This window comes from Rhizobacter sp. (assembly GCF_032229685.1).
GTDB lineage: Bacteria > Pseudomonadota > Gammaproteobacteria > Burkholderiales > Burkholderiaceae_C > LMDS01.
The window spans coordinates 1-19,997 of record NZ_JAVTWP010000025.1 but is presented as its reverse complement, the minus strand read 5'-3'; the positions used below and the strand labels follow the sequence as shown (position 1 = coordinate 19,997).

At 68.2% G+C, this 19,997-nt stretch carries 17 protein-coding genes; 9 read left to right on the top strand and 8 right to left on the bottom strand.

All coding sequences use genetic code 11. The features are described 5' to 3' along the window. Nucleotides 1–3: 3 nt before the first annotated feature. The gene (locus AC30PD_RS10150; RefSeq protein ID WP_489535540.1) at nt 4–1,860 is read right to left on the bottom strand and encodes an ATP-binding response regulator; all 1,857 of its coding nucleotides are present in this window, start codon (nt 1,858–1,860) and stop codon (nt 4–6) included. Continuing rightward, entirely contained in the window at nt 1,857–2,462 is a 606-nt protein-coding gene (locus AC30PD_RS10145) for a response regulator transcription factor (protein WP_489535539.1), read from the bottom strand. The genes AC30PD_RS10150 and AC30PD_RS10145 overlap by 4 nt, the downstream gene beginning before the upstream one ends. 177 nt (nt 2,463–2,639) lie before the next feature. Here AC30PD_RS10145 and AC30PD_RS10140 point away from each other — a divergent pair, with 177 nt between their 5' ends. From AC30PD_RS10140 to AC30PD_RS10120, 5 genes are read left to right on the top strand one after another with little or no spacing between them, the layout of a single operon-like run. Beyond that, on the top strand, nt 2,640–3,398 hold the full coding sequence (locus tag AC30PD_RS10140; protein WP_489535538.1) for a class II glutamine amidotransferase: 759 nt from the start codon (nt 2,640–2,642) through the stop codon (nt 3,396–3,398). Nucleotides 3,399–3,455: 57 nt separating this feature from the next. Then, complete coding sequence (locus AC30PD_RS10135; protein WP_489535537.1) at nt 3,456–5,165, top strand: M14 family metallopeptidase; 1,710 nt, start codon at nt 3,456–3,458, stop codon at nt 5,163–5,165. 10 nt (nt 5,166–5,175) lie between these two features. Further along, entirely contained in the window at nt 5,176–5,679 is a 504-nt protein-coding gene (locus AC30PD_RS10130) for a (2Fe-2S)-binding protein (protein ID WP_489535536.1), read from the top strand. Beyond that, the gene (locus AC30PD_RS10125; RefSeq protein ID WP_489535535.1) at nt 5,676–7,970 is read left to right on the top strand and encodes a xanthine dehydrogenase family protein molybdopterin-binding subunit; all 2,295 of its coding nucleotides are present in this window, start codon (nt 5,676–5,678) and stop codon (nt 7,968–7,970) included. The genes AC30PD_RS10130 and AC30PD_RS10125 overlap by 4 nt, the downstream gene beginning before the upstream one ends. A gap of 24 nt (nt 7,971–7,994) precedes the next feature. Then, complete coding sequence (locus AC30PD_RS10120) at nt 7,995–8,879, top strand: SMP-30/gluconolactonase/LRE family protein (protein WP_489535534.1); 885 nt, start codon at nt 7,995–7,997, stop codon at nt 8,877–8,879. A 9-nt stretch (nt 8,880–8,888) separates the two neighbouring features. Here AC30PD_RS10120 and AC30PD_RS10115 read toward each other — a convergent pair whose 3' ends face one another. The 6 genes from AC30PD_RS10115 to AC30PD_RS10090 are packed head-to-tail and all read right to left on the bottom strand — an operon-like array spanning nt 8,889 to nt 16,127. Further along, nucleotides 8,889–9,581, bottom strand: a complete 693-nt coding sequence (locus AC30PD_RS10115) for a FadR/GntR family transcriptional regulator (RefSeq protein WP_489535571.1) — start codon at nt 9,579–9,581, stop codon at nt 8,889–8,891. A 50-nt stretch (nt 9,582–9,631) separates the two neighbouring features. Next, nucleotides 9,632–10,816 (bottom strand): multiple monosaccharide ABC transporter permease, encoded by a 1,185-nt coding sequence (gene mmsB, locus AC30PD_RS10110; RefSeq protein WP_489535533.1) that lies wholly within the window; start codon nt 10,814–10,816, stop codon nt 9,632–9,634. Continuing rightward, nucleotides 10,816–12,342: a multiple monosaccharide ABC transporter ATP-binding protein gene (mmsA, locus tag AC30PD_RS10105; RefSeq protein WP_489535532.1), complete on the bottom strand. Its 1,527-nt coding sequence runs from the start codon at nt 12,340–12,342 to the stop codon at nt 10,816–10,818. The genes mmsB and mmsA overlap by 1 nt, the downstream gene beginning before the upstream one ends. Nucleotides 12,343–12,350: 8 nt before the next feature. Then, the gene (chvE, locus tag AC30PD_RS10100; protein WP_489535531.1) at nt 12,351–13,415 is read right to left on the bottom strand and encodes a multiple monosaccharide ABC transporter substrate-binding protein; all 1,065 of its coding nucleotides are present in this window, start codon (nt 13,413–13,415) and stop codon (nt 12,351–12,353) included. A 37-nt stretch (nt 13,416–13,452) separates the two neighbouring features. Beyond that, the gene (locus AC30PD_RS10095) at nt 13,453–14,373 is read right to left on the bottom strand and encodes a dihydrodipicolinate synthase family protein (RefSeq protein WP_489535530.1); all 921 of its coding nucleotides are present in this window, start codon (nt 14,371–14,373) and stop codon (nt 13,453–13,455) included. A gap of 11 nt (nt 14,374–14,384) precedes the next feature. After that, nucleotides 14,385–16,127: an IlvD/Edd family dehydratase gene (locus AC30PD_RS10090; RefSeq protein ID WP_489535529.1), complete on the bottom strand. Its 1,743-nt coding sequence runs from the start codon at nt 16,125–16,127 to the stop codon at nt 14,385–14,387. Nucleotides 16,128–16,265: 138 nt separating this feature from the next. Between AC30PD_RS10090 and AC30PD_RS10085 the strand changes: the two genes are divergently transcribed. From AC30PD_RS10085 to AC30PD_RS10070, 4 genes are all read left to right on the top strand, one after another. Next, a complete protein-coding gene (locus AC30PD_RS10085) occupies nt 16,266–17,030 on the top strand; it encodes an SDR family NAD(P)-dependent oxidoreductase (protein WP_489535528.1) in 765 nt (254 codons plus the stop codon). After that, on the top strand, nt 17,014–18,090 hold the full coding sequence (locus AC30PD_RS10080; protein ID WP_489535527.1) for an aldose epimerase family protein: 1,077 nt from the start codon (nt 17,014–17,016) through the stop codon (nt 18,088–18,090). Before AC30PD_RS10085 ends, AC30PD_RS10080 begins: the two co-directional genes overlap by 17 nt. 30 nt (nt 18,091–18,120) lie before the next feature. After that, nucleotides 18,121–19,074, top strand: coding sequence for an ABC transporter substrate-binding protein (locus tag AC30PD_RS10075; RefSeq protein WP_489535526.1), 954 nt, complete (start codon nt 18,121–18,123; stop codon nt 19,072–19,074). Between the two features lie 33 nt (nt 19,075–19,107). Then, nucleotides 19,108–19,997, top strand: an 890-nt coding sequence (locus tag AC30PD_RS10070; RefSeq protein WP_489535525.1) for a sugar ABC transporter ATP-binding protein, incomplete at its 3' end; no start/stop codon positions are given.

Genomic DNA, 19,997 nt, shown 5'->3' with positions numbered 1-19,997 from the left:
CGCTCATTGCAGCGCGAAAGCCTGGTTCAGAAACGCGCGAATCTGCACCGGCCGCACCGGCTTGACGAGAACCGCGAATCCCTCGGCCTGGGCAGCGCGCATGCGTTCGCCGCCCACGTCGCCCGTGACGATCGTGGCCGGCAGCTCGGCACCCGCCGCGCGGCGCAACGCGTGGATCACTTCGGTGCCGCTCGCCCCGTCGGGCAGGCGCAGATCGACCACCAGCGCATCGGGCCGGCAGGCGCCACTGCGCAGCAGCGCCACGGCGCTGGGCCCGCACGCTGCGGCGTGGGCATCGTAGCCCCAGGCCCGCAGCAGCCCGAGCAAGGCGTTGCGCGAATCGCTGTCGTCCTCGACCACCAACACCTGCTGTGTGCCGAGACGCGTGGCTGGAAGATCGTCTGTCGTGGCAACCGGTGCGACGGCTTCGTCGGGTGCCGCGATTGGCAGTGTCAGCGAGAACACGCTGCCCTGCCCGGGCGTCGAGCGCACGCTCACCTGCAGCGCGAGCTTGTCGCTGAGCCGCTTGACGGTCGCCAGCCCCAGGCCGAGCCCGAGACGCCGGTCGCGCGCCGGGTTTCCGACCTGGTAGAACTCTTCGAAGATGCGCGGCAGCTGATCCTGGGCCATGCCGATGCCACTGTCTTCGACGCTGAGCAGCACCTGCTGCCCGTCGACGCGGCTCAGTACGCGCACCGCGCCGCTCGGCGTGTAGCGGATCGCGTTCGAGACGAGGTTCGAGATCACGCGTGCCAGCAGCGCGCGGTCGCTGCGCACGTACACCGGCTCGCCGAGCACGACGAGCGAAAGCCCCTTGCCGCGCGCCACCGTGCCGTACGGCCGGCAGGTTTCGGCGAGCAGTTCTCCGAGCGCGAAAGCCGACCATCGCGGCGTCATGTTGCCGACATCGAGCCTTGTGATGTCGAGCAGCTCGTCGACGACCTCCGTCATGCCCTCGACGCACTCGATGATGTGGTCGCCAACGTCGGCCACCGCCGTCTTCGACCGCGGGCTGCGCAGTGTCTGCGCGAGCAGCCCCATCGCGTGCAGCGGCTGCCGCAGGTCGTGGTTGGCGGCGGCCAGAAAGCGCGTCTTCGCGGCGTTGGCTTCCTCTGCCCGGAGGCGAGCGGCTTCGCTGCGTTCGTTCTCCTGGCGCAACGCCTCCACGAGCTTCGCGTTGCGTCGGCGCTGCGCGAGCAGTTCGTTCAGCGCACGCGACTGATGCCGACCATTGATCAGTGTGTAGGCGCCGACCAGCACGCCGAGCGCCGCCAGGTAGCCGTGGTATTCACCGCCGATCAGGAAGTCGCGCACCAGCAGCGGCCCGAGCGTGAGCGCCACGTGCGCGGCCTGGACCCGGAAGAAGCCCGCCAGCGGCACGCTCGCACCCATCGTGACGGCCAGCAGCACCACATGCAGGGCCGACTCGTAGTGTGCGTTGCCCTCTTTCAGCAGCACGACGCAGACCACGCCCCACAGTGCGGAGTGCAGCAGCATGCCGCCGACCGCCCAGACCGCCCAGGTGCGAAGCTCAGGCCCGGCCGCCACGCTGTGCGAGATGCAGCGGCCGACCGCGATGCGGGCCACGCTGACGCAGCCGAAGCCCACCAGCCAGACGATCAACGGGCAGGTGAAGATCTCGACCAGCGCCGCGCTGGCCGCGCCGACCAGAGACCCGGCTGACGCGACGCGGGCGAGCCGCGCTCCCAACTCTGCGTCGACCGCGGTGACCAGGCCGACGGCGATCGTCGTCAGCAGCAGCACCCCGAGGCCGGGGCGCAGCAGGCGCTCGAGCTGCTCAGGCTCGGCGCCGTCCAGCCCGGCGAGCCGGGTCAGTCGATCGAGAGCCCTGGCCGTCATGACAGCCCCAGTTCGCGTGCCCGCACGAGAAGGTGGGTGCGGTTGCGCGCCTTCAGCGTGTCGAACAGGGCCGTGACGTGCAGTTTCACGGTGCGTTCGGCGATGCCGAGCTCGTCGGCGATCTGCTTGTTCTGCCGGCCACGGGCGATCAGCGTCAGCACTTCGAGCTGACGCGCGGTCGGCCCGGCGCCGGCCGACGCCATGGGCGATTCGGCGCGCGTCAGCTCGAAGTGCTCGCCGCCCTCGCACACGGTGTGCAGCGCCGCCAGCATCTGCGAGATCGCCAGCGACTTGCCGAGGAAGGCCGACGCCCCGGCAGCGCGGGCGCGGGCCGCCAGTGCAGCGTCTTCGTCGCCCGAGATCAACACCCTGGCGACCAGAGGGTGCTCGTTGCCGAAGCGGCGGATGCCGGCCAGACCATCGCCTTGCCCGAGCCGGTAGTCGATCAGCGCGATGTCGAGCGCGGGCGCCGACGCGGCCAGCGCCAAGCCTTGCTCGATGCTCGCGGCGGTCTGCACCGCGACGTCGGGGCGCGCGTGGGCCACCGCATGGGCGAAGCCGACGCCGAACAGCGGGTGGTCGTCGATCAGCAGGAGGTTCATGGTCAGATGGTGTCGGCGGCACGGTCACCGTCGACCCGAGTCGACGGACGACCCGGATTCTGCGCCGCCGGGCACCTTCGGGCACCTGCCCTTTCGGGCAGACCGGGCAGGTCGGCACCCGAACGGCGTGGCCGACAATGCCGAGGACACGATCACCCTTGCCCCTTCGCCCCACCCATGTGCCAGTTGCTCGGCCTGAACGCCAACACCCCGACCGACGTGATGTTCAGCTTCACCGGGTTTTCCACGCGCGCCGAAGAGCACAAGGACGGTTTCGGCATCGCTTTCTTCGAAGGCGCCGGCGTGCGCCTGATGGTCGACGCGCAGAGCGCGCGCCACTCGCCGGTGGCCGAGATGGTGCGGCGTTACCCGATCAAGAGCGACAACATCGTCGCCCACATCCGCAAGGCCACGCAGGGGCGCGTGGCGCTCGAGAACACGCACCCCTTTGTGCGCGAACTGTGGGGCCGCTACTGGGTGTTCGCGCACAACGGCGACCTGAAGGGTTTCGAGCCGCGCCTGCACGGCGCCTTTCGCCCGGTGGGCGGCACCGACAGCGAGCGCGCGTTCTGCTGGCTGATGCAGGAGCTCGCCAAGGCGCACGCCAGCGTGCCGCCGATCGCCGAGCTCACGGCCACGCTGCGCGAGCTGGCGCCCGTGGCCGCGAAACACGGCACCTTCAACTTCATGCTCAGCAACGGCCAGGCGCTGTGGGCGCACTGCTCGACGCACCTGCACCACCTGGTGCGCCAGCACCCGTTCGTGCGCGCTTCGCTGCAGGACGAAGACGTGACCGTCGACTTCGCCGAGCTCACCTCGGCGAGCGACCGCGTGGCCATCGTCGTGACCGAGCCGCTCACGAACAACGAAGCCTGGACCGCGTTCGCGCCGGGGGAGCTGCGGGTTTTCGTGGACGGTGCCGTGGTGGGGGGCTGAGCCGCCGCCCGGCGAGGCTGCTGTAAGCTGCATCGACTCTCGCCCCCGCCGCCGCCCATGACCACCCCCGCCCTGCCCACGCCGCATTTCGACACCTTCTACAAATACACCGAGCTCTCGCGGCTGCTGTTCGACTACGCCGACGCGCGGCCCGACCTGGTCTCGGTGGCCTCGATCGGCAAAAGCTTCGAGGGCCGCGACATCTGGGTCGTGACCGTCACCAACACCGCCACCGGCGGGCACCAGGACAAACCGGCCTTCTGGGCCGACGGCAACATCCACGCCGCCGAGCTCACCGCCAGCACCGCGGTGCTGTACTACCTGCACCGGCTGGTCGTCGGCCACGGCCTCGACGACCAGGTCACGCAGCTGCTCGACACCCGCACCGTCTACCTGTGCCCGCGCCTGAACCCCGACGGCGCCGAACTCGCGCTCGCCGACAAGCCGCGCCACATCCGTTCCAGCACGAAGCGCTACCCGTTCGACGAAGAGCCGGTCGAAGGCCTCACGGTCGAAGACGTGGACGGCGACGGCCGCGCCCTGTTCATGCGCATCCCCGACCCGCACGGCACCTACCGCAAGAGCACGCACGACCCGCGCCTGATGGTGCCGCGCCAGCCCGGCGAGTTCGGCGGCGAGTACTACCGCGTGATGCCCGAAGGCCTGATCGAGAACTACGACGGCCTCACGATCAACGTCAACAAAGACGTGGAAGGCCTCGACCTGAACCGCAACTTCCCGGCCTTCTGGCGCCAGGAATTCGAGCAGGTCGGCGCCGGTGCCTACCCGGCCAGCGAACCCGAAGTGCGCGCGATGGTCGACTTCGTGATCGCGCACCCCAACATCGGCGCAGCCATCAGTTACCACACCCACAGCGGCGTGATCCTGCGGCCCATGGGCACGATGAGCGACGACGACATGATCCCCGAAGACCTGTGGTCGATCAAACGCTTCAGCGCGCTCGGTGCCTCGCTCACCGGCTACCCGGCGGTGAGCATCTGGCACGACTTCAAGTACCACCCGAAAGAAACCATCGGCGGCACGCAGGACTGGTTGTACGAACACCTCGGCGCCTTGTTCTGGGTGGTCGAGTTGTGGGCCCCGAACAAGGCGGCCGGCATCACCGACTACAAATGGGTCGACTGGTACCGCGACCACCCCGAGGCCGACGACCTGAAGCTGCTGAAGTGGAGCGACGAGCATTGCGAAGGCCGCGCCCACGTCGACTGGAAGCCCTTTCTGCACCCGCAACTCGGGCAGGTCGAGATCGGCGGCTGGGACAAGATGAACTTCTGGCGCAACCCGCCGCCGCACCTGCGCGAAAAAGAGGTCGAGCGTTTCCCGGCCTGGATGAACCAGATCGCGCTCAGCCTGCCCAGGCTCGAACTGCTGCGCACCGAAGTGCGCGCGCTCGGCCCCGACACCTGGCGTGTGCGTTTCGCCGTGGCCAACAGCGGCTGGCTGCCGGCCTACGTGACCAAGCGTGCGCTGGCCCGCAAGACCGTGCGCGGCGTGGTCTTCGAATTGCATCTGCCAGAAGACGACCCGAGCGTCTCGCTCGTCAGCGGCAAGCCGCGCATCGAAGGCCCGCAGCTCGAAGGCCACGCACCCAAGGCGACGATGCAGGCCTTCCTGCCGAACCGCGAAGTCACGGCCGACCGCGCCGTCGTCGAGTGGGTGGTGCGTGCGCCCAGGGGCACACGCCTGGCGATGACCGCGCGCGCCGACCGGGCCGGCGTGGTGCGCACCGATGTGATCCTCGATTGAATCGACGCGCATGGAACTCGACATCAACGGCCAGAGCCGCAACCTGCCCGATGCGGCCGTCGACCCCGCGATGCCCTTGCTCTGGGCCTTGCGTGACGTGCTCAACCTCACCGGCACCAAGTTCGGCTGCGGCGTGGCCGCCTGCGGCGCCTGCACCGTGCATGTCGACGGCGCCGCCCTGCGTTCCTGCGTGACGCCGCTCTCGGCGCTGGCCGGCAAGCGCATCGTCACGATCGAAGCGCTGGCCAGCGCCGACAAACCGCACCCGCTGCAAACCGCGTGGGCCACGCACCAGGTGCCGCAATGCGGTTATTGCCAGAGCGGCATGCTGATGGCCGCGGCCGCGTTGCTGGCGAAGAACAACAACCCGAGCGACGCCGACATCGACGCCGCCATCACCAACATCTGCCGCTGCGGCACCTACCCGCGCATCCGTGAAGCGATCAAGACCGCCGCGGCCGCGGTGCGCGGCGACAACAGCGGCCAACGCACCATCGTGAAGGCCCGCGCATGAAGCGCCGCACGCTCATCCTCAGCGGCCTGGGGGCCGCTGCCGCGCTCGTCGTGGGCTGGGGCGTCTTGCCACCGCGCAGCCGGCTCGGCGCGGCCGGCACGATGCCGAAGGCCGATGAAGAATTCGGTCTGAACGGCTGGATCAAGATCGCCGCCGACGGCACGGTGCTGCTGGCGATGAACCGCAGCGAGATGGGGCAGGGCGTGCACACCGCGCTGGCGATGCTCGTGGCCGAAGAGCTCGACGTGTCGCTGGCCAAGGTGAGGCTCGTCGACGCCGGGGCCGACAAGCTCTACGGCAACGTGGCCATGTTCGTGGCGAGCCTGCCCTTCCACCCCGGCGACAGTGAACCCGGTGCCGAGTCGCGCCTCGTGAAGACCGGGCAGTGGGTCGTCTCGAAAGTGGCGCGTGAACTCGGCATCAGCGTGACCGGCGGTTCGTCGAGCGTGGCCGATGCGTGGGACGTGCTGCGCCTGGCCGCGGCCACGGCGCGTGCGCAACTGCTCGGCGTGGCGTCGTTGCAATGGAAGCTGCCGCTCGAAGAGCTCGTCGTCACCGACGGTGTGGTGAGCCACCCGTCGGGCCCCAAGGCGCACTACGGCGAGCTCGCGAAGACGGCCGCGGCCACGCCGTCGGGTAGCGTGATGCTGAAAGACCGCAAGGACTGGAAGCTCATCGGCACGGCCGCGCCGCGCACCGACCTGGCGGCCAAGAGCAACGGCAGCGCGCGCTTCGGTATCGACGTGCGCCAGCCCGGCCAGGTGTTCGCCGTGGTGCGCCACTGCCCGATGTTGGGTGGCAGCCCGGGCGTGGTGAATGTCGAGGCGGCGATGAAGCTGCCGGGCGTCGAACGTGTCGTGCGGCTCGGGCCGTATGCCGGCTCCACCGCGGCCGTGGCCGTGGTCGGGTCGACCTACTGGCACGCCAAACGCGGTGCCGACGCGCTGCAGATCGAGTGGCAGGCGCCACCGGCGGGCACGCTCGACAGCGCGGCGATCATGCAGTCGCTCGAAAGCGCAGCGCGCCAGGCTGCCGAACGCGAAGGCGGCCTGGCGTTCCACACGCGGGGTGACGTGAAGCAGGCCGCCGCCAGCGCGCCGCGCAAGCTCGAGCAGGTCTACCGCGCGCCCTACCTCGCGCACGCGGCGCTCGAGCCGATCAACTGCACCGTGCAGGTCAAGGACGGAAAGGTCGAACTCTGGCTGCCGACGCAGGTGCCGAGCATGGCGCGTGCCACCGCGGCGCAGGTGGCTGGCGTGGCGGCAGATGCCGTGACCGTGCACGTGACCTACCTGGGCGGTGGTTTCGGGCGCCGGCTCGACGTCGACTTCGTCGGCCAGGCGGTGCGCATCGCCATCGAAACCGGCGGCCGCCCGGTGCAGTTGGTGTGGCCGCGCGAAGAAGACACCACGCACGACTTCTACCGCCCGGCCGGCGTGGCGCTCCTGCAGGCCAGCCTCGACGCGCAAGGCTTGCCCGTGGCGCTCACGATCACGAGTGCCGGCGACGCGATCACGCCACGCTGGATGGAAAGAACCCTGCCGGCACTGGCCGGCCCGGTCGACATGCCCGACAAGACCACGGCCGAGGGCCTGTTCGACCTGATGTACGCGGTGCCGAACCAGCGCATGGCCCACGTGGCCACCCGCAGCGGTGTGCCGGTGGGTTTCTGGCGCTCGGTCGGGCATTCGCACAACGCGTTCTTCTCCGAAGGCTTCATCGACGAACTCGCGTTCGAAGCGAAGCAAGACCCGGTGCAGTTCCGGCTGGCGCTGCTGAAAGAGGCACCGCGTTATGCGGCCGTGCTGAAGCTCGCGGCTGAAAAAGCCGGCTGGCCCGGCTTCGGCGCCGCGCGTGCGCTGCCCGCCGGCCGCGCGCGTGGCGTGGCGCTGCACGAAAGTTTCGGCAGCATCGTGGCGCAGGTGGTCGAGGTCTCGCTGGTCGAAGGCAAACCGCGCGTGCACCGCGTGGTGTGTGCGGCCGACGTGGGCACGGTCGTCAACCCCGGCATCGTGGCGCAGCAGATGGAAGGCGCGGTCATCTTCGGCCTGAGCGCGGCGCTGCACGGCCGCATCGACATCGACGCGAGCGTGGTGAAACAGAAGAACTTCCCCGACTACCCGGTGGTCAAGCTGGCCGATGCACCGCGCGTTGAGACCTACCTGGTGCCCAGCACCCGCAGCCCCGGCGGCGTGGGCGAGCCGGGCACGCCGCCGATCGCACCGGCGCTGGCGAATGCGCTGTTCGCGCTGACGGGCAAACGCCTGCGCGAGCTGCCGCTGGCCGTCTAGATTTTTCTTCATCGATCGAAGCCCATGAGCGAACTCCGTTGTGTGTGGGAAGCCGGCGCCACGCTCGGCGAAGGCCTGTGCTGGTCGGCACGCTCGCAGTCGCTCTGGTGGGTCGACATCCTGGAGCGCAAGCTCTTTCGCTACCGCCCGGCCGACGGTGCGCGCGGCGAGTGGCGCTTCGACGAAGAGATTTCAGCGGTGGCCGAACGGCGCGATGCCGCGGGCCTGATCGTCACGCTGCGGCGCGGCTTCGCATCGTTCGACCCCGACGCGCCGGGCGCGGTACCGCGCTACCTCTGCCGGCCCGTGGAAGAGCCGGCGGGCAACCGGTTCAACGACGGCCAGTGCGACAGCCACGGCCGCTTCTGGGGCGGCACGATGGACTTCGCGTGCCAGGCCCGGACCGGCGCGTTCTACCGCTACGACGCCAGCGGCGCGTGCGTGCGGCACGCGCTGGGTTTTGCCGTGACCAACGGGCCGACCTGGTCGATCGACGATCGCACCATGTACGTCAACGACACGGTGCGGGGCCGCGTGCACGCGTTCGACTTCGACGCGGCCAGCGGCGCGCTCACGAACCAGCGCGAATGGTTGCGCTTCGCCGCCGGCGACGGCCTGCCCGACGGCATGACGACCGACGCGGCCGGCCGCCTCTGGATCGCCCATTGGGGCGGCGCCTGCGTGAGCTGCCACGACCCGGTGAGCGGCGCGGAGCTGGGCCGCGTGAAGCTGCCCACCGACCACATCACCAACTGCGCGTTCGGTGGCGCCGACCTGCGAACCCTGTACATCACGAGCGCTCGCTCCGACCTGTCGGCCGCGCAGCTCGCGGCGCAGCCACTGGCGGGCGCGCTGTTCGCGATCGAGCTGCCCGAACCGGGCCTGCCGGCGCCGATGTTCGCCGGCTGAAGCGCGCGTTCAGATCAGGCTGTTGCCCGACTCGAGCACCTCGCTCAGGTCGACCCGCGTTTCTTTCAGCTGCACCAGCGTGGCCTGCTGCGCCGCGAGCGGGTCGCGGTTGAGCAGCGCGGTCAGGATCGCCTTGTGCCGTGGCAGCGAGAGCGCGTGCGTGTTCGGGTGTTTGCTGCTGAGCTTGATCGACTCGCGCAACGCGAGCGACAGCATGTTGCCGATGTAGGCGAGCAGGTCGTTGTGGGTGGCCTCGGCGATGCGGCGGTGGAAGGCGAGGTCGGGCTCCAGCAGTTCTTCGGGCGTGCGCGCCGCTTCCATGCCGGCGTAGGCCTCGGCAATGCCTTTCAAGTCAGCGTCGCTGGCGACCTTGGCCGCCAGGGCGGCGGCGGCCGGCTCGAACACGCGGCGCGCCGTGAGCAGGGTCTCGACGAAGGCCGGCGGTGGCTGCGTCTGGATCAGCCAGTACAACACGTCTGGGTCGAGCAAGTGCCACTCGCTGCGCGGCCGCACCGTGGCGCCGGCACGCTGGCGCGAGAGCACCAGGCCTTTGGCCACCAGCACCCGCGTCGCTTCGCGCAGCACCGGCCGGCTCACGTCGTATTCGGCCAGCAGCGCGGCTTCGGCCGGCAGGCGCTCGCCGGGCGCGAACTCGCCGGCCACGATGCGCATGCCCAGGTCGCGCACGATGCGCGCGTGCATGCTCTTGCGGTCGGGGGGCTGGCGGTAGTCGCGGTGACCGTGGGCGGCGTTCAATTCTTCCTCTTGTTGTAGACGTCGACGAACACCGCGGCGAGCAGCACCAGGCCCTTGATGACCTGCTGGTAGTCGATGCCGATGCCGAGAATGGACATGCCATTGTTCATCACGCCCATCACGAACGCACCGATCACCGCCCCCAGCACCTTGCCCACGCCGCCCGAAGCCGACGCACCGCCGATGAAACAGGCGGCGATCACGTCGAGCTCGAAGCCGGTGCCCGCCTTGGGCGTGGCGGTGTTCAGCCGGGCCGCGAACACCAGCCCGGCCACCGCGGCCAGCACGCCCATGTTGACGAAAGTCCAGAACGACAACCACTCGGTCTTGATGCCCGACAGCCGCGCCGCCTTCTCGTTGCCACCGATCGCGTAGATGCGCCGGCCCACGGTGCTGCGGGTCATGATGAAGTCGTAGAACAGCATCAGCGCCGTCATGATGACCAGCACGTTGGGCAAGCCCTTGTACGAAGCGAGCTTCCAGCTGAACGCGACGATGATCGCGACGAAGACGAGGTTCTTTGCCACGAAGAAGGCACGCGGCTCGGTGGCCATGCCATGCGCCGTCTGGTGGCCGCGCTCGCGCAGTTTTGCCACGAGCAAGGCGAACGCGCCGATCACACCGGCGAGCAGCGAAGTCGTGCGCAGCGACTCGCCGCCCAACCAGTCGGGAATGAAACCCGAGCTCAGCAACTGGAAGCTCTCGGGGAACGGCCCGACCGACTGGCCCTGCAACAACGCCAGGCTCAGGCCCTTGAACACCAGCATGCCCGCCAGCGTGACGATGAACGACGGGATGCGAAAGAACGCCACGAACCAGCCCTGCGCCCCGCCGATCGCGGCCCCCGCGAGCAGGCACACCAGCGTGGCCGGCACGAAATGCCAGCCGAACTGCACCATCAGCACCGCGGCCAGCGCGCCGATGAAACCGACCACCGAACCCACCGAGAGGTCGATGTGGCCGGCCACGATCACCAGCAGCATGCCCAGCGCCATGATCACGATGTAGCTGTTCTGCAGCACCAGGTTCGTGAGGTTCAGCGGCTGCAGCAGCGTGCCGTCGGTCAGGAACTGAAACAGCGCCATGATCACGACGAGCGACATCAGCATGCCGTACTCACGCAGGTTCGACTGCAGGAAACCTGCGCGGGCAGGTGCGGCGGCGGTGGTCGGCTCGGCCATCAGGCGGCTCCTGCGGTGACGATGGAACGCATGATCTTCTCTTGCGACGCTTCGGCGCCGCTGAACTCGCCGACGAAGCGCCCTTCGTTCATCACGTAGATGCGGTCGCACAGGCCGAGCAGCTCCGGCATTTCAGACGAGATCATCACCACGCACTTGCCGGCAGCGGCCAGCTCGGCCATCAGCGTGTAGATCTCGAACTTGGCGCCGACGTCGATGCCACGCGTCGGCTCGTCGAGGATCAGCACCTCGGGGTTCGCGAACAGCCACTTCGCGAGCACCACCTTCTGCTGGTTGCCACCCGACAGGTTCACCACCGGTTGTTCCACGCCCGAACAGCGGATGCGCAGCTTCTGGCGGTAGTCGGTGGCGACCTTGAACTCGCGCCCGTCGTCGATCACTGCCGCGCGCGACACGCCGGCCAGGTTCGCCAGCGTGATGTTGCGCTGGATGTCGTCGTCGAGCACCAGCCCCAGGCCCTTGCGGTCTTCGGTGACGTAGGCGATGCCGGCGGCGATCGCCTTGCCGATCGTGCTCACGTCGACCGCGCGCCCGCCCAGGCGCACTTCGCCGCTGATGCGGCGGCCATAGGAGCGGCCGAACACGCTCATCGCGAACTCGGTGCGTCCCGCGCCCATCAGGCCGGCGATGCCGACGATCTCGCCGCGGCGGGCGTGCAGGCTCACGCCCTTCACGACCAGCCGGTCGGCGTGTTCCGGGTGGTGCACGCGCCAGTCGATCACCTCGAACACGGTGTCGCCGAGCTGCGGTGTGCGCTTCGGGTAACGGTCGGCCATTTCGCGGCCGACCATCGCCTGGATCACCTGGTCTTCGCCCACGGTCTCGGTGCGGCAGTCGAAGCTCTTCACGGTGCTGCCGTCTCGGATCACGGTGATGCTGTCGGCCACCTTCGCGATCTCATTCAGCTTGTGCGAGATCAGGATGCAGGCGATGCCCTGGTCTTTGAGCCCCATCAGCAACGCGAGCAGCGCATCGCTGTCGGTCTCGTTGAGGCTGGCGGTCGGCTCGTCGAGGATCAGCAGCTTCACTTCTTTCGACAGCGCCTTGGCGATCTCGACCAGCTGCTGCTTGCCCACGCCCAGGTCGGTGACCAGCGCACTCGGGCTTTCGTTCAGGCCGACCTTGCGCAGCAGCGCCTGCGTTTTCGCGAAGGCCGCGAACCAGTCGATCACGCCGCCGCGCGCCACCTCGTTGCCGAGAAAGATGTTCTCGGCGATCGAGAGCAGCGGCACCAATGCGAGCTCCTGGTGGATGATGATGATGCCGGCACGCTCGCTGTCGTGAATGCCGCGAAAGTGCCGCTCGGCGCCCTCGAAGTGGATCGCGCCCTCGTAGTCGCCGTGCGGGTACACGCCACTCAGCACCTTCATCAGCGTCGACTTGCCGGCGCCGTTCTCGCCCACCACGGCGTGGATCTCGCCGGCGCGCACCGCGAGGTTCACGTCGTTCAGCGCGGTCACGCCATGAAAGCGCTTGGTGATGCCGCGCATCTCCAGAAGACTCATCGAACGCCCTATTTGATCTGCGCTTCCTTGTAGTAGCCGCTGTCGATCAGGACCGGCTTCCAGTTCGACACGTCCACACTCACCGGCTTGAGCAGGTACGAAGGCACGACCTTCACGCCGTTGTTGTAGGTCTTGGTGTCGTTGATGTCGACCTTCTTGCCGCTGAGCATCTGGTCGATCATGGTCACGGTGACCTTGGCCAGCTCACGCGTGTCCTTGAACACGGTCGAGCTCTGCTCGCCACGCAGCATCGACTTCACCGAAGCCACCTCGGCGTCCTGCCCCGAGACCACCGGGATCGGCTGCTTCGGCGTGCCGTAGCCCACCCCCTTCAGCGACGACAGGATGCCGATCGACAAACCGTCGTAGGGCGACAGCACCGCATCGACACGGGCGTTGCCGTAGTAGGCGCTGAGCAGGTTGTCCATGCGCGCCTGGGCGACGGCGCCGTCCCAGCGCAGCGTGCCCACCTTGTCCATGCCCATCTGCTTGCTGCGCACGACCAGCTTGCCGCTGTCGAGGTAGGGCTTGAGCACGCTCATCGCGCCGTCGTAGAAGAAGAAAGCGTTGTTGTCGTCGGGCGAGCCGCCGAAGAGTTCGATGTTGAACGGGCCCTTGCCTGACTTGAGCCCCAGTTTGTCGACGATCGAGTTCGCCTGCAGCACACCGACCTGGAAGTTGTCGAACGTGGCGTAGTAGTCGACGTTCTTCGAGCCCTTGATCAACCGGTCGTAGGCGATGACCTTGATGCCCGCGTCGGCCGCCTTCTGCAGCGCGTTCGACAGTGTGGTGCCGTCGATCGCCGCGATCACGAGCACCTTCACCTTCTTGGTGATCATGTTCTCGACCTGCGCCAGCTGGTTCGGAATGTCGTCGTCTGCGTACTGCAGGTCGGCCTTGTAGCCCTTGTCCTTCAGCGACTTGACCATGCTGTCGCCGTCGGAGATCCAGCGCGCCGACGACTTGGTCGGCATCGACACGCCGACCGTGCCCTTGTCTTGCGCCTGCACGGTGCTGCCGAACAGCAGCGCACTCGTGGCGGCGATGAGCGTGAGCGTCTTGGTGAACTTCATGGGTGTGTCTCCTTCTCGGTTTGTGTGAAGAGCGGGTTCAGCGGCCCCAGCGCAGCACCAGCGGGTCGAGCCGGCGTGCGGTCTCGATCAGCCCGGCGCGCGTGGCGGGGTGCATGGCGGGGAAGGGGTGGCGCGGTGCTTCGCAGGCGATCACGCCGCCTTCTTGCATCAGCGCCTTGGCCGACAAGAGCCCGCCCTGGCGGTTTTCGCAGTTGATCAGCGGCAGCCAGCGGGTGTACTCGGCGATGGCTTCGTCGCGCCGGCCGGCCGCATAGGCGTCGACGATGCGGCGGATGCCGTCGGGGTAGCCGCCGCCGGTCATCGCGCCGGTGGCACCGGCGTCGAGGTCGGGCAAGAGCGTGATCGCTTCTTCGCCGTCCCACGGGCCTTCGATCGCAGCGCCGCCCAGGCGGATCAGCTCGCGCAGCTTGGCCGCCGCGCCCGGCGTCTCGATCTTGAAGTAGGCCACGTGTTCGAGCTCGGTCGCCATGCGGGCCAGAAAGGGCGCGCTCAACACGGTGCCGCTGACCGGCGCGTCCTGCACCATGATCGGAATCGTCAGCGCGCCCGACAGTTCGGCAAAGAACTCGAAGGTCTGCGCTTCGGGCGCGCGGATCGTGGCGCCGTGGTACGGCGGCATCACCATCACCATCGCCGCACCCATCGCCTGCGCGCGGCGGCTGCGCTCGACACACACGCGGGTGCTGAAGTGCGTGGTGGTCACGATCACCGGCACGCGGCCGTTCACGTGTTCGAGGATGGTCTTCGTGAGCAGCTCGCGTTCTTCGTCGGCGAGCACGAACTGCTCGGAGAAGTTCGCCAGGATGCACAGGCCGTTCGAGCCGGCGTCGATCATGAAGTCGATGCAGCGCTTCTGGCTCGGCAGGTCGAGCTCGCCCGATGCGGTGAAGGTCGTCGGCGCGACGGGGAAAACGCCGCGGTAGCGTGGCTGGTTCATGGGTGCGCCCTTCAGTGCGAGTGCGGGGGCACGGCCGCACCGCGGCAGCCGACCAGAAAGTCGAAGTCGCAGCCTTCGTCGGCCTGCAACACGTGGTCGACGTAGATCTTGCGGTAGCCCGCGCCATCGAGCGGGCGAGCTTGCTTCGCTGTCTGCCAGGCCGCCAGGCGCGATTGCAGTTCGGCGTCGCTGATGTCGAGGTGCAGGCGCCCGCCGGCGCAGTCGAGCTCGATCCAGTCGCCTTCCTGCACCACCGCCAGCGGGCCGCCGGCGCGCGCTTCGGGCGCCACGTGCAGCACCACCGTGCCGTAGGCGGTGCCGCTCATGCGCGCGTCGCTGATGCGCACCATGTCGGTCACGCCTTGCGCCAGCAGCTTCGGTGGCAAGCCCATGTTGCCCACCTCGGCCATGCCGGGGTAACCGCGCGGGCCGCAGTTCTTGAGCACCAGCACCGAGTCTTTGTCGACGACGAGTTCGGGGTCGTTGATGCGGGCCTTGTAGTCGTCGAGGTTCTCGAACACCACGGCGCGGCCGCGGTGCTGCAGCAACGACGCGGTGGCGGCCGAAGGCTTGAGCACCGCGCCGCGCGGTGCGAGGTTGCCGCGCAATACGCACATGCCGCCGTCGGCGACCAGCGGTTTGTCCAGCGGGCGGATCACCTCGTCGTTGAGCATGGGCGCGTCTTTCACGTTGTGCCACAGGCTCATGCCGTTGGCCGTGAGCGCGCCGGGGTGCGGCAGCAGCCCGGCCTCGCCGAGGCGGCGCAGCACCGCGGGCAGGCCGCCGGCGTAATAGAACTCTTCCATCAGGAAGCGGCCCGAAGGCTGCAGGTCGACGAGCGTGGGCGTGCCCTTGCCGATGCACGTCCAGTCTTCCAGATCGAGCTGCACGCCGATGCGGCCGGCGATCGCCTTCAGGTGGATCACCGCATTGGTCGAGCCACCGATCGCGGCGTTGACGCGGATCGCGTTCTCGAACGCTTCGCGCGTGAGGATCTTCGACAGCGTGAGTCCCTCGAGCGCCATCTGCACGATGCGCATGCCGCTCATGTGCGCGAGCACCGAGCGACGCGCATCGACCGCGGGGATCGCGGCGTTGTGTGGCAACGAGACGCCGAGCGATTCGGCCATGCAGGCCATCGTCGACGCCGTGCCCATCGTGTTGCAGGTGCCGGCCGAACGCGACATGCCGGCCTCGGCCGACAAGAACTCGTGCATCGAGATCGTGCCGGCCTTGACCTCCTCATGGAGCTTCCACACGACCGTGCCGGAGCCGATGTCCTTGCCGTGGTGCTTGCCGTTCAGCATCGGCCCGCCGGTCACGCAGATGGCGGGCACGTCGCAACTGGCCGCGCCCATCAGCAGCGCCGGCGTGGTCTTGTCGCAGCCGACCATCAGCACCACCGCGTCGATCGGGTTGCCGCGGATCGCTTCTTCCACGTCCATGCTGGCGAGGTTGCGCGTGAACATGGCCGTGGGGCGCAGGTTCGACTCGCCATTGCTGAACACCGGGAACTCGACCGGGTAACCGCCGGCCTCGAACACCCCGCGCCGCACCCGTTCTGCCAGCTGGCGAAAGTGCGCGTTGCAAGGCGTGAGTTCGCTCCAGGTGTTGCAGATGCCGATGATCGGTTTGCCGTGGAACTCGTGGTCCGGGATGCCCTGGTTCTTCATCCAGCTGCGGTACATGAAACCGTTCTTGTCGGCGGTGCCGAACCAGGCGGCAGAGCGGAGCGGGGGGCGCGGGGCGGTCATGGGCAAGGGGTCGCGGACGTGGTGGCGTGCGAATAATAAAGTCTATCTTTATGTTACCGACAGTGAGTGTTTTCCCTCTGATTGCCGTTCAGACTGTCTTTTAGTATGACCTTATAGCGCAGCTTCCTTGGCCAGCCCATGACCTCATTCGCTCATTACCCGAGCCTGCAAGACCGCGGCGTGTTGATCACCGGCGGCGCCACCGGCATCGGCGCGACCCTGGTCGAAGCCTTCGTGGCGCAAGGCGCGCGGGTCGGCTTCATCGACATCGACGCGGGCGCCGGCCAGGCCCTCGCTGCGCGGCTCGGCACCGCGCGCCACGCGCCGGCCTTCGTGGCCGCCGACCTCACCGACATCGCTGCGCTCGACCGCGCCATCGGCACGCTGCGCGAGCGCATCGGCCCGATCACCGTGTTGCTCAACAACGCTGCGAACGACCAGCGCCACAAGATCGAAGACACCAGTTCCGAAAGCTGGGACGCCGGCGTCTCGGTGAACCTGAAGCACCAGTTCTTCGCCGCCAAGAACGTGTCGGCCGACATGAAGGCCGCCGGCGGCGGCTCGATCGTCAACTTCGGTTCGGTGAGCTGGAAGCTCAAGCAGGGCGGCATGCCGGTCTACACCACGTCCAAGTCGGCGGTGCAGGGCCTCACGCGCAGCCTGGCGCGCGACTTCGGGCCGTTCAACATCCGCGTGAACACGCTGGTGCCGGGCTGGGTGATGACTGAAAAGCAGATCCGCCTCTGGCTCACCGACGCCGGCAAGGAAGAGATCGCCCGCGGCCAGTGCATCAACCAGCCGCTGCTGCCCGAGCACATCGCGCGCATGGCGCTGTTTCTCGCGGCCGACGACAGCGCCATGTGCACTGCGCAGGACTTCATCGTCGATGGCGGCTGGACCTGAGCGCGTGGCCACGGTGCGCCTCTTCGGCCACCTGCCGGATGGCCGCGCCGTCTTCGAGTACACGCTCGACAACGGGCGCGGGCTGGTGCTGCGCGCCATCAACCACGGCGGCATCGTCACGGCGCTGCACTGCCCCGACCGCGAAGGCCGCAGCGCGAACGTGGTGCTGGGCTTCAGCGAACTGAACGACTACGTCGAGCGCAACCCGAACTTCGGCACGCTGGTGGGCCGCTTCGGCAACCGCATTCGCGGCGGGCGTTTCATGCTCGACGGCGAACCGCACCAGCTCTCGCTCAACGACGGGCCGAACGCCCTGCACGGCGGGCCGGGCGGCTTCGGCAAACGCTGGTGGGCGATCGAGCCGCTGGCGCCGCAAGCCGACGGCAGCGTGGCCCTCGAACTCAAGCTCACGAGCGAAGACGGTGACGAGGCCTACCCCGGCCGGCTCGACGTGACCGTGCGCTACACGCTGACGCCAGCGAACGAATGGCGCATCGACTACCGCGCCAGCACCAGCCGCGCGACGGTGCTGAACCTCACGCACCACGGCTACTACAACCTCGCCGGCGCAGGCAGCGCGCTCGACCATGAGCTCACGCTCAACGCGAGCTTTTTCCTGCCGGTCGACGCCACGCTGATCCCGACCGAGATCGCCGAGGTCGACGCCACACCGTTCGACTTTCGCCAGCCCACGCGCATCGGCGAGCGCATCCGCAGCGGCCATGCACAACTCATGGCCGGGCGCGGCTACGACCACTGCTTCGTGCTCGACCGCGCCGGCAGCAAGGGCCTGGTGCACGCCGCGCGGCTGGCCGAGCCGGTGTCGGGCCGGGTGATGGACATCGAGACCACCGAGCCCGGCATCCAGTTCTACAGCGGCAACTTTCTAGACGGCCGGCTGCGTGGCAGCGCCGGCCAGGCGTACCGGCAAGGCGACGGCGTGTGCCTGGAGACCCAGCACTTCCCCGACTCGCCGAACCGCCGCGAATTCCCGTCCACCGTGCTGCGGCCCGGCGAGACGTTCCAGAGCACGACCGTGCACCGATTCAGCACCGACTGAGTACCACCACCCCACGAGGAGACAAGAGACATGAACATCCAACGACGTACCGTTGTCCAGGCCCTGATCGCTGCCGGCCTGCCGATCCCCGCCTTCGCGCAAGGCAAGATCGTGCTCGGCTTTTCGCAGGTCGGCGCCGAAAGCGAATGGCGCACCGCCAACACCGAGTCGATCAAGTCGTCGGCCAAAGAGGCCGGCATCGAACTCAAGTTCTCCGACGCCCAGCAGAAGCAGGAAAACCAGATCAAGGCCTTGCGTGCCTTCATTGCACAGAAGGTCGACGTGATCGCGTTCTCGCCGGTCGTGGCCTCGGGCTGGGGCACGGTGCTGCGTGAAGCCAAGGCCGCGAAGATCCCGGTGTTGCTCTCAGACCGCGCCGTCGACGAGAAAGACGACAGCCTGTGGGTCAGCTTCATGGGCTCCGACTTCGTCGAAGAAGGCCGCCGCGCCGGGCGTTGGTTGGTCGAGAAGACGAAGGGCTCGACCACGCCGGTGAACATCGTCGAACTGCAGGGCACCGTGGGCTCGGCGCCGGCGATCGACCGCAAGAAGGGCTTCGAAGAAATCATCAAGGCCGACCCGAAGTTCAAGATCATCCGCAGCCAGACCGGCGACTTCACGCGCGCCAAGGGCAAGGAAGTGATGGAAGCCTTTCTGAAGGCCGAGGGCAAGAAGATCAACGTGCTCTACGCGCACAACGACGACATGGCGATCGGCGCGATCCAGGCGATCGAAGAAGCCGGCATGAAGCCCGCAAAAGACATCGTCATCATCTCGATCGACGCGGTGAAGGGCGCCTTCGAAGCCATGATCGCCGGCAAGCTCAACGTGAGCGTCGAGTGCAGCCCGCTGCTCGGGCCGCAGCTGATGCAGGCCGTGAAAGACCTGAAGGCCGGCAAGACGCTGCCCAAGCGCATCGTCACGCAGGAAGGTGTGTTCCCGATGGAAGTGGCGGCCAAGGAGTTCCCGAACCGCAAGTACTGAGCGTTGCGCTGACCGTATTTGCCGACTCGGCCCTTGAGCTCGAACGTCGTACTCGAAGCGCGCGGGCTCACGCGCCGCTTCACCGGTGTGCTGGCCCTCTCGGGCGTGGACTTTCGCCTGCGGGCCGGCGAAGTCCACGCCCGGATGGGGCAGAACGGCGCCGGCAAGTCGACGCTGATCAAGCTGCTGACCGGCGTGCACGCGCCCGACGCCGGCGAGCTCACGCTGAACGGCGTGGCGATTCGCCCGGCCTCGCCGGCCGCGGCGCAGCGCCTGGGCATCAGCACCGTGTACCAGGAGGTGAACCTCTGCCCCAACCTGTCGGTGGCCGAGAACATCTTCGCCGGGCGCTACCCGCGCAAGGGCGCGGCCGGGCTGTGGCGCATCGACTGGGCGCGCATGCAGCAGGGCGCGCGCGCGCTGCTGGCGCGCCTGAACCTCGACATTGACGTGACACGCCTGCTGGCAAGCTACCCGGTGGCCGTGCAGCAGATGGTGGCCATCGCGCGCGCGCTCGGGGTCGACGCGAAGGTGCTGATCCTCGACGAGCCCACCTCGAGCCTCGACGAGCAGGAGGTCGAGCGCCTGTTCGCGGTGCTGCGCCAGCTGCGTGGCGAAGGCATGGCGATCTTGTTCGTCACGCACTTCTTCGAGCAGATGTATGCCATCTCCGACCGCATCACGGTGTTGCGCAACGGCGAGCTCGTGGGCGAATACCTGAAGGCCGAGTTGCCGCCGGCCGCGCTGATCACCGCGATGGTCGGGCGCGAGTTGAGCGCGGCCGCGGGCCGCAACGAAGCCGCCGCTGAAAGCACCGGCGCCGCCTTGCTCGAAGCCGCGGGCCTGGGCCGGCGTGGCACGCTGAACCCGGTCGACCTGAGCCTGCGCCGTGGCGAGGTGGTGGGTGTGGGCGGCCTGCTCGG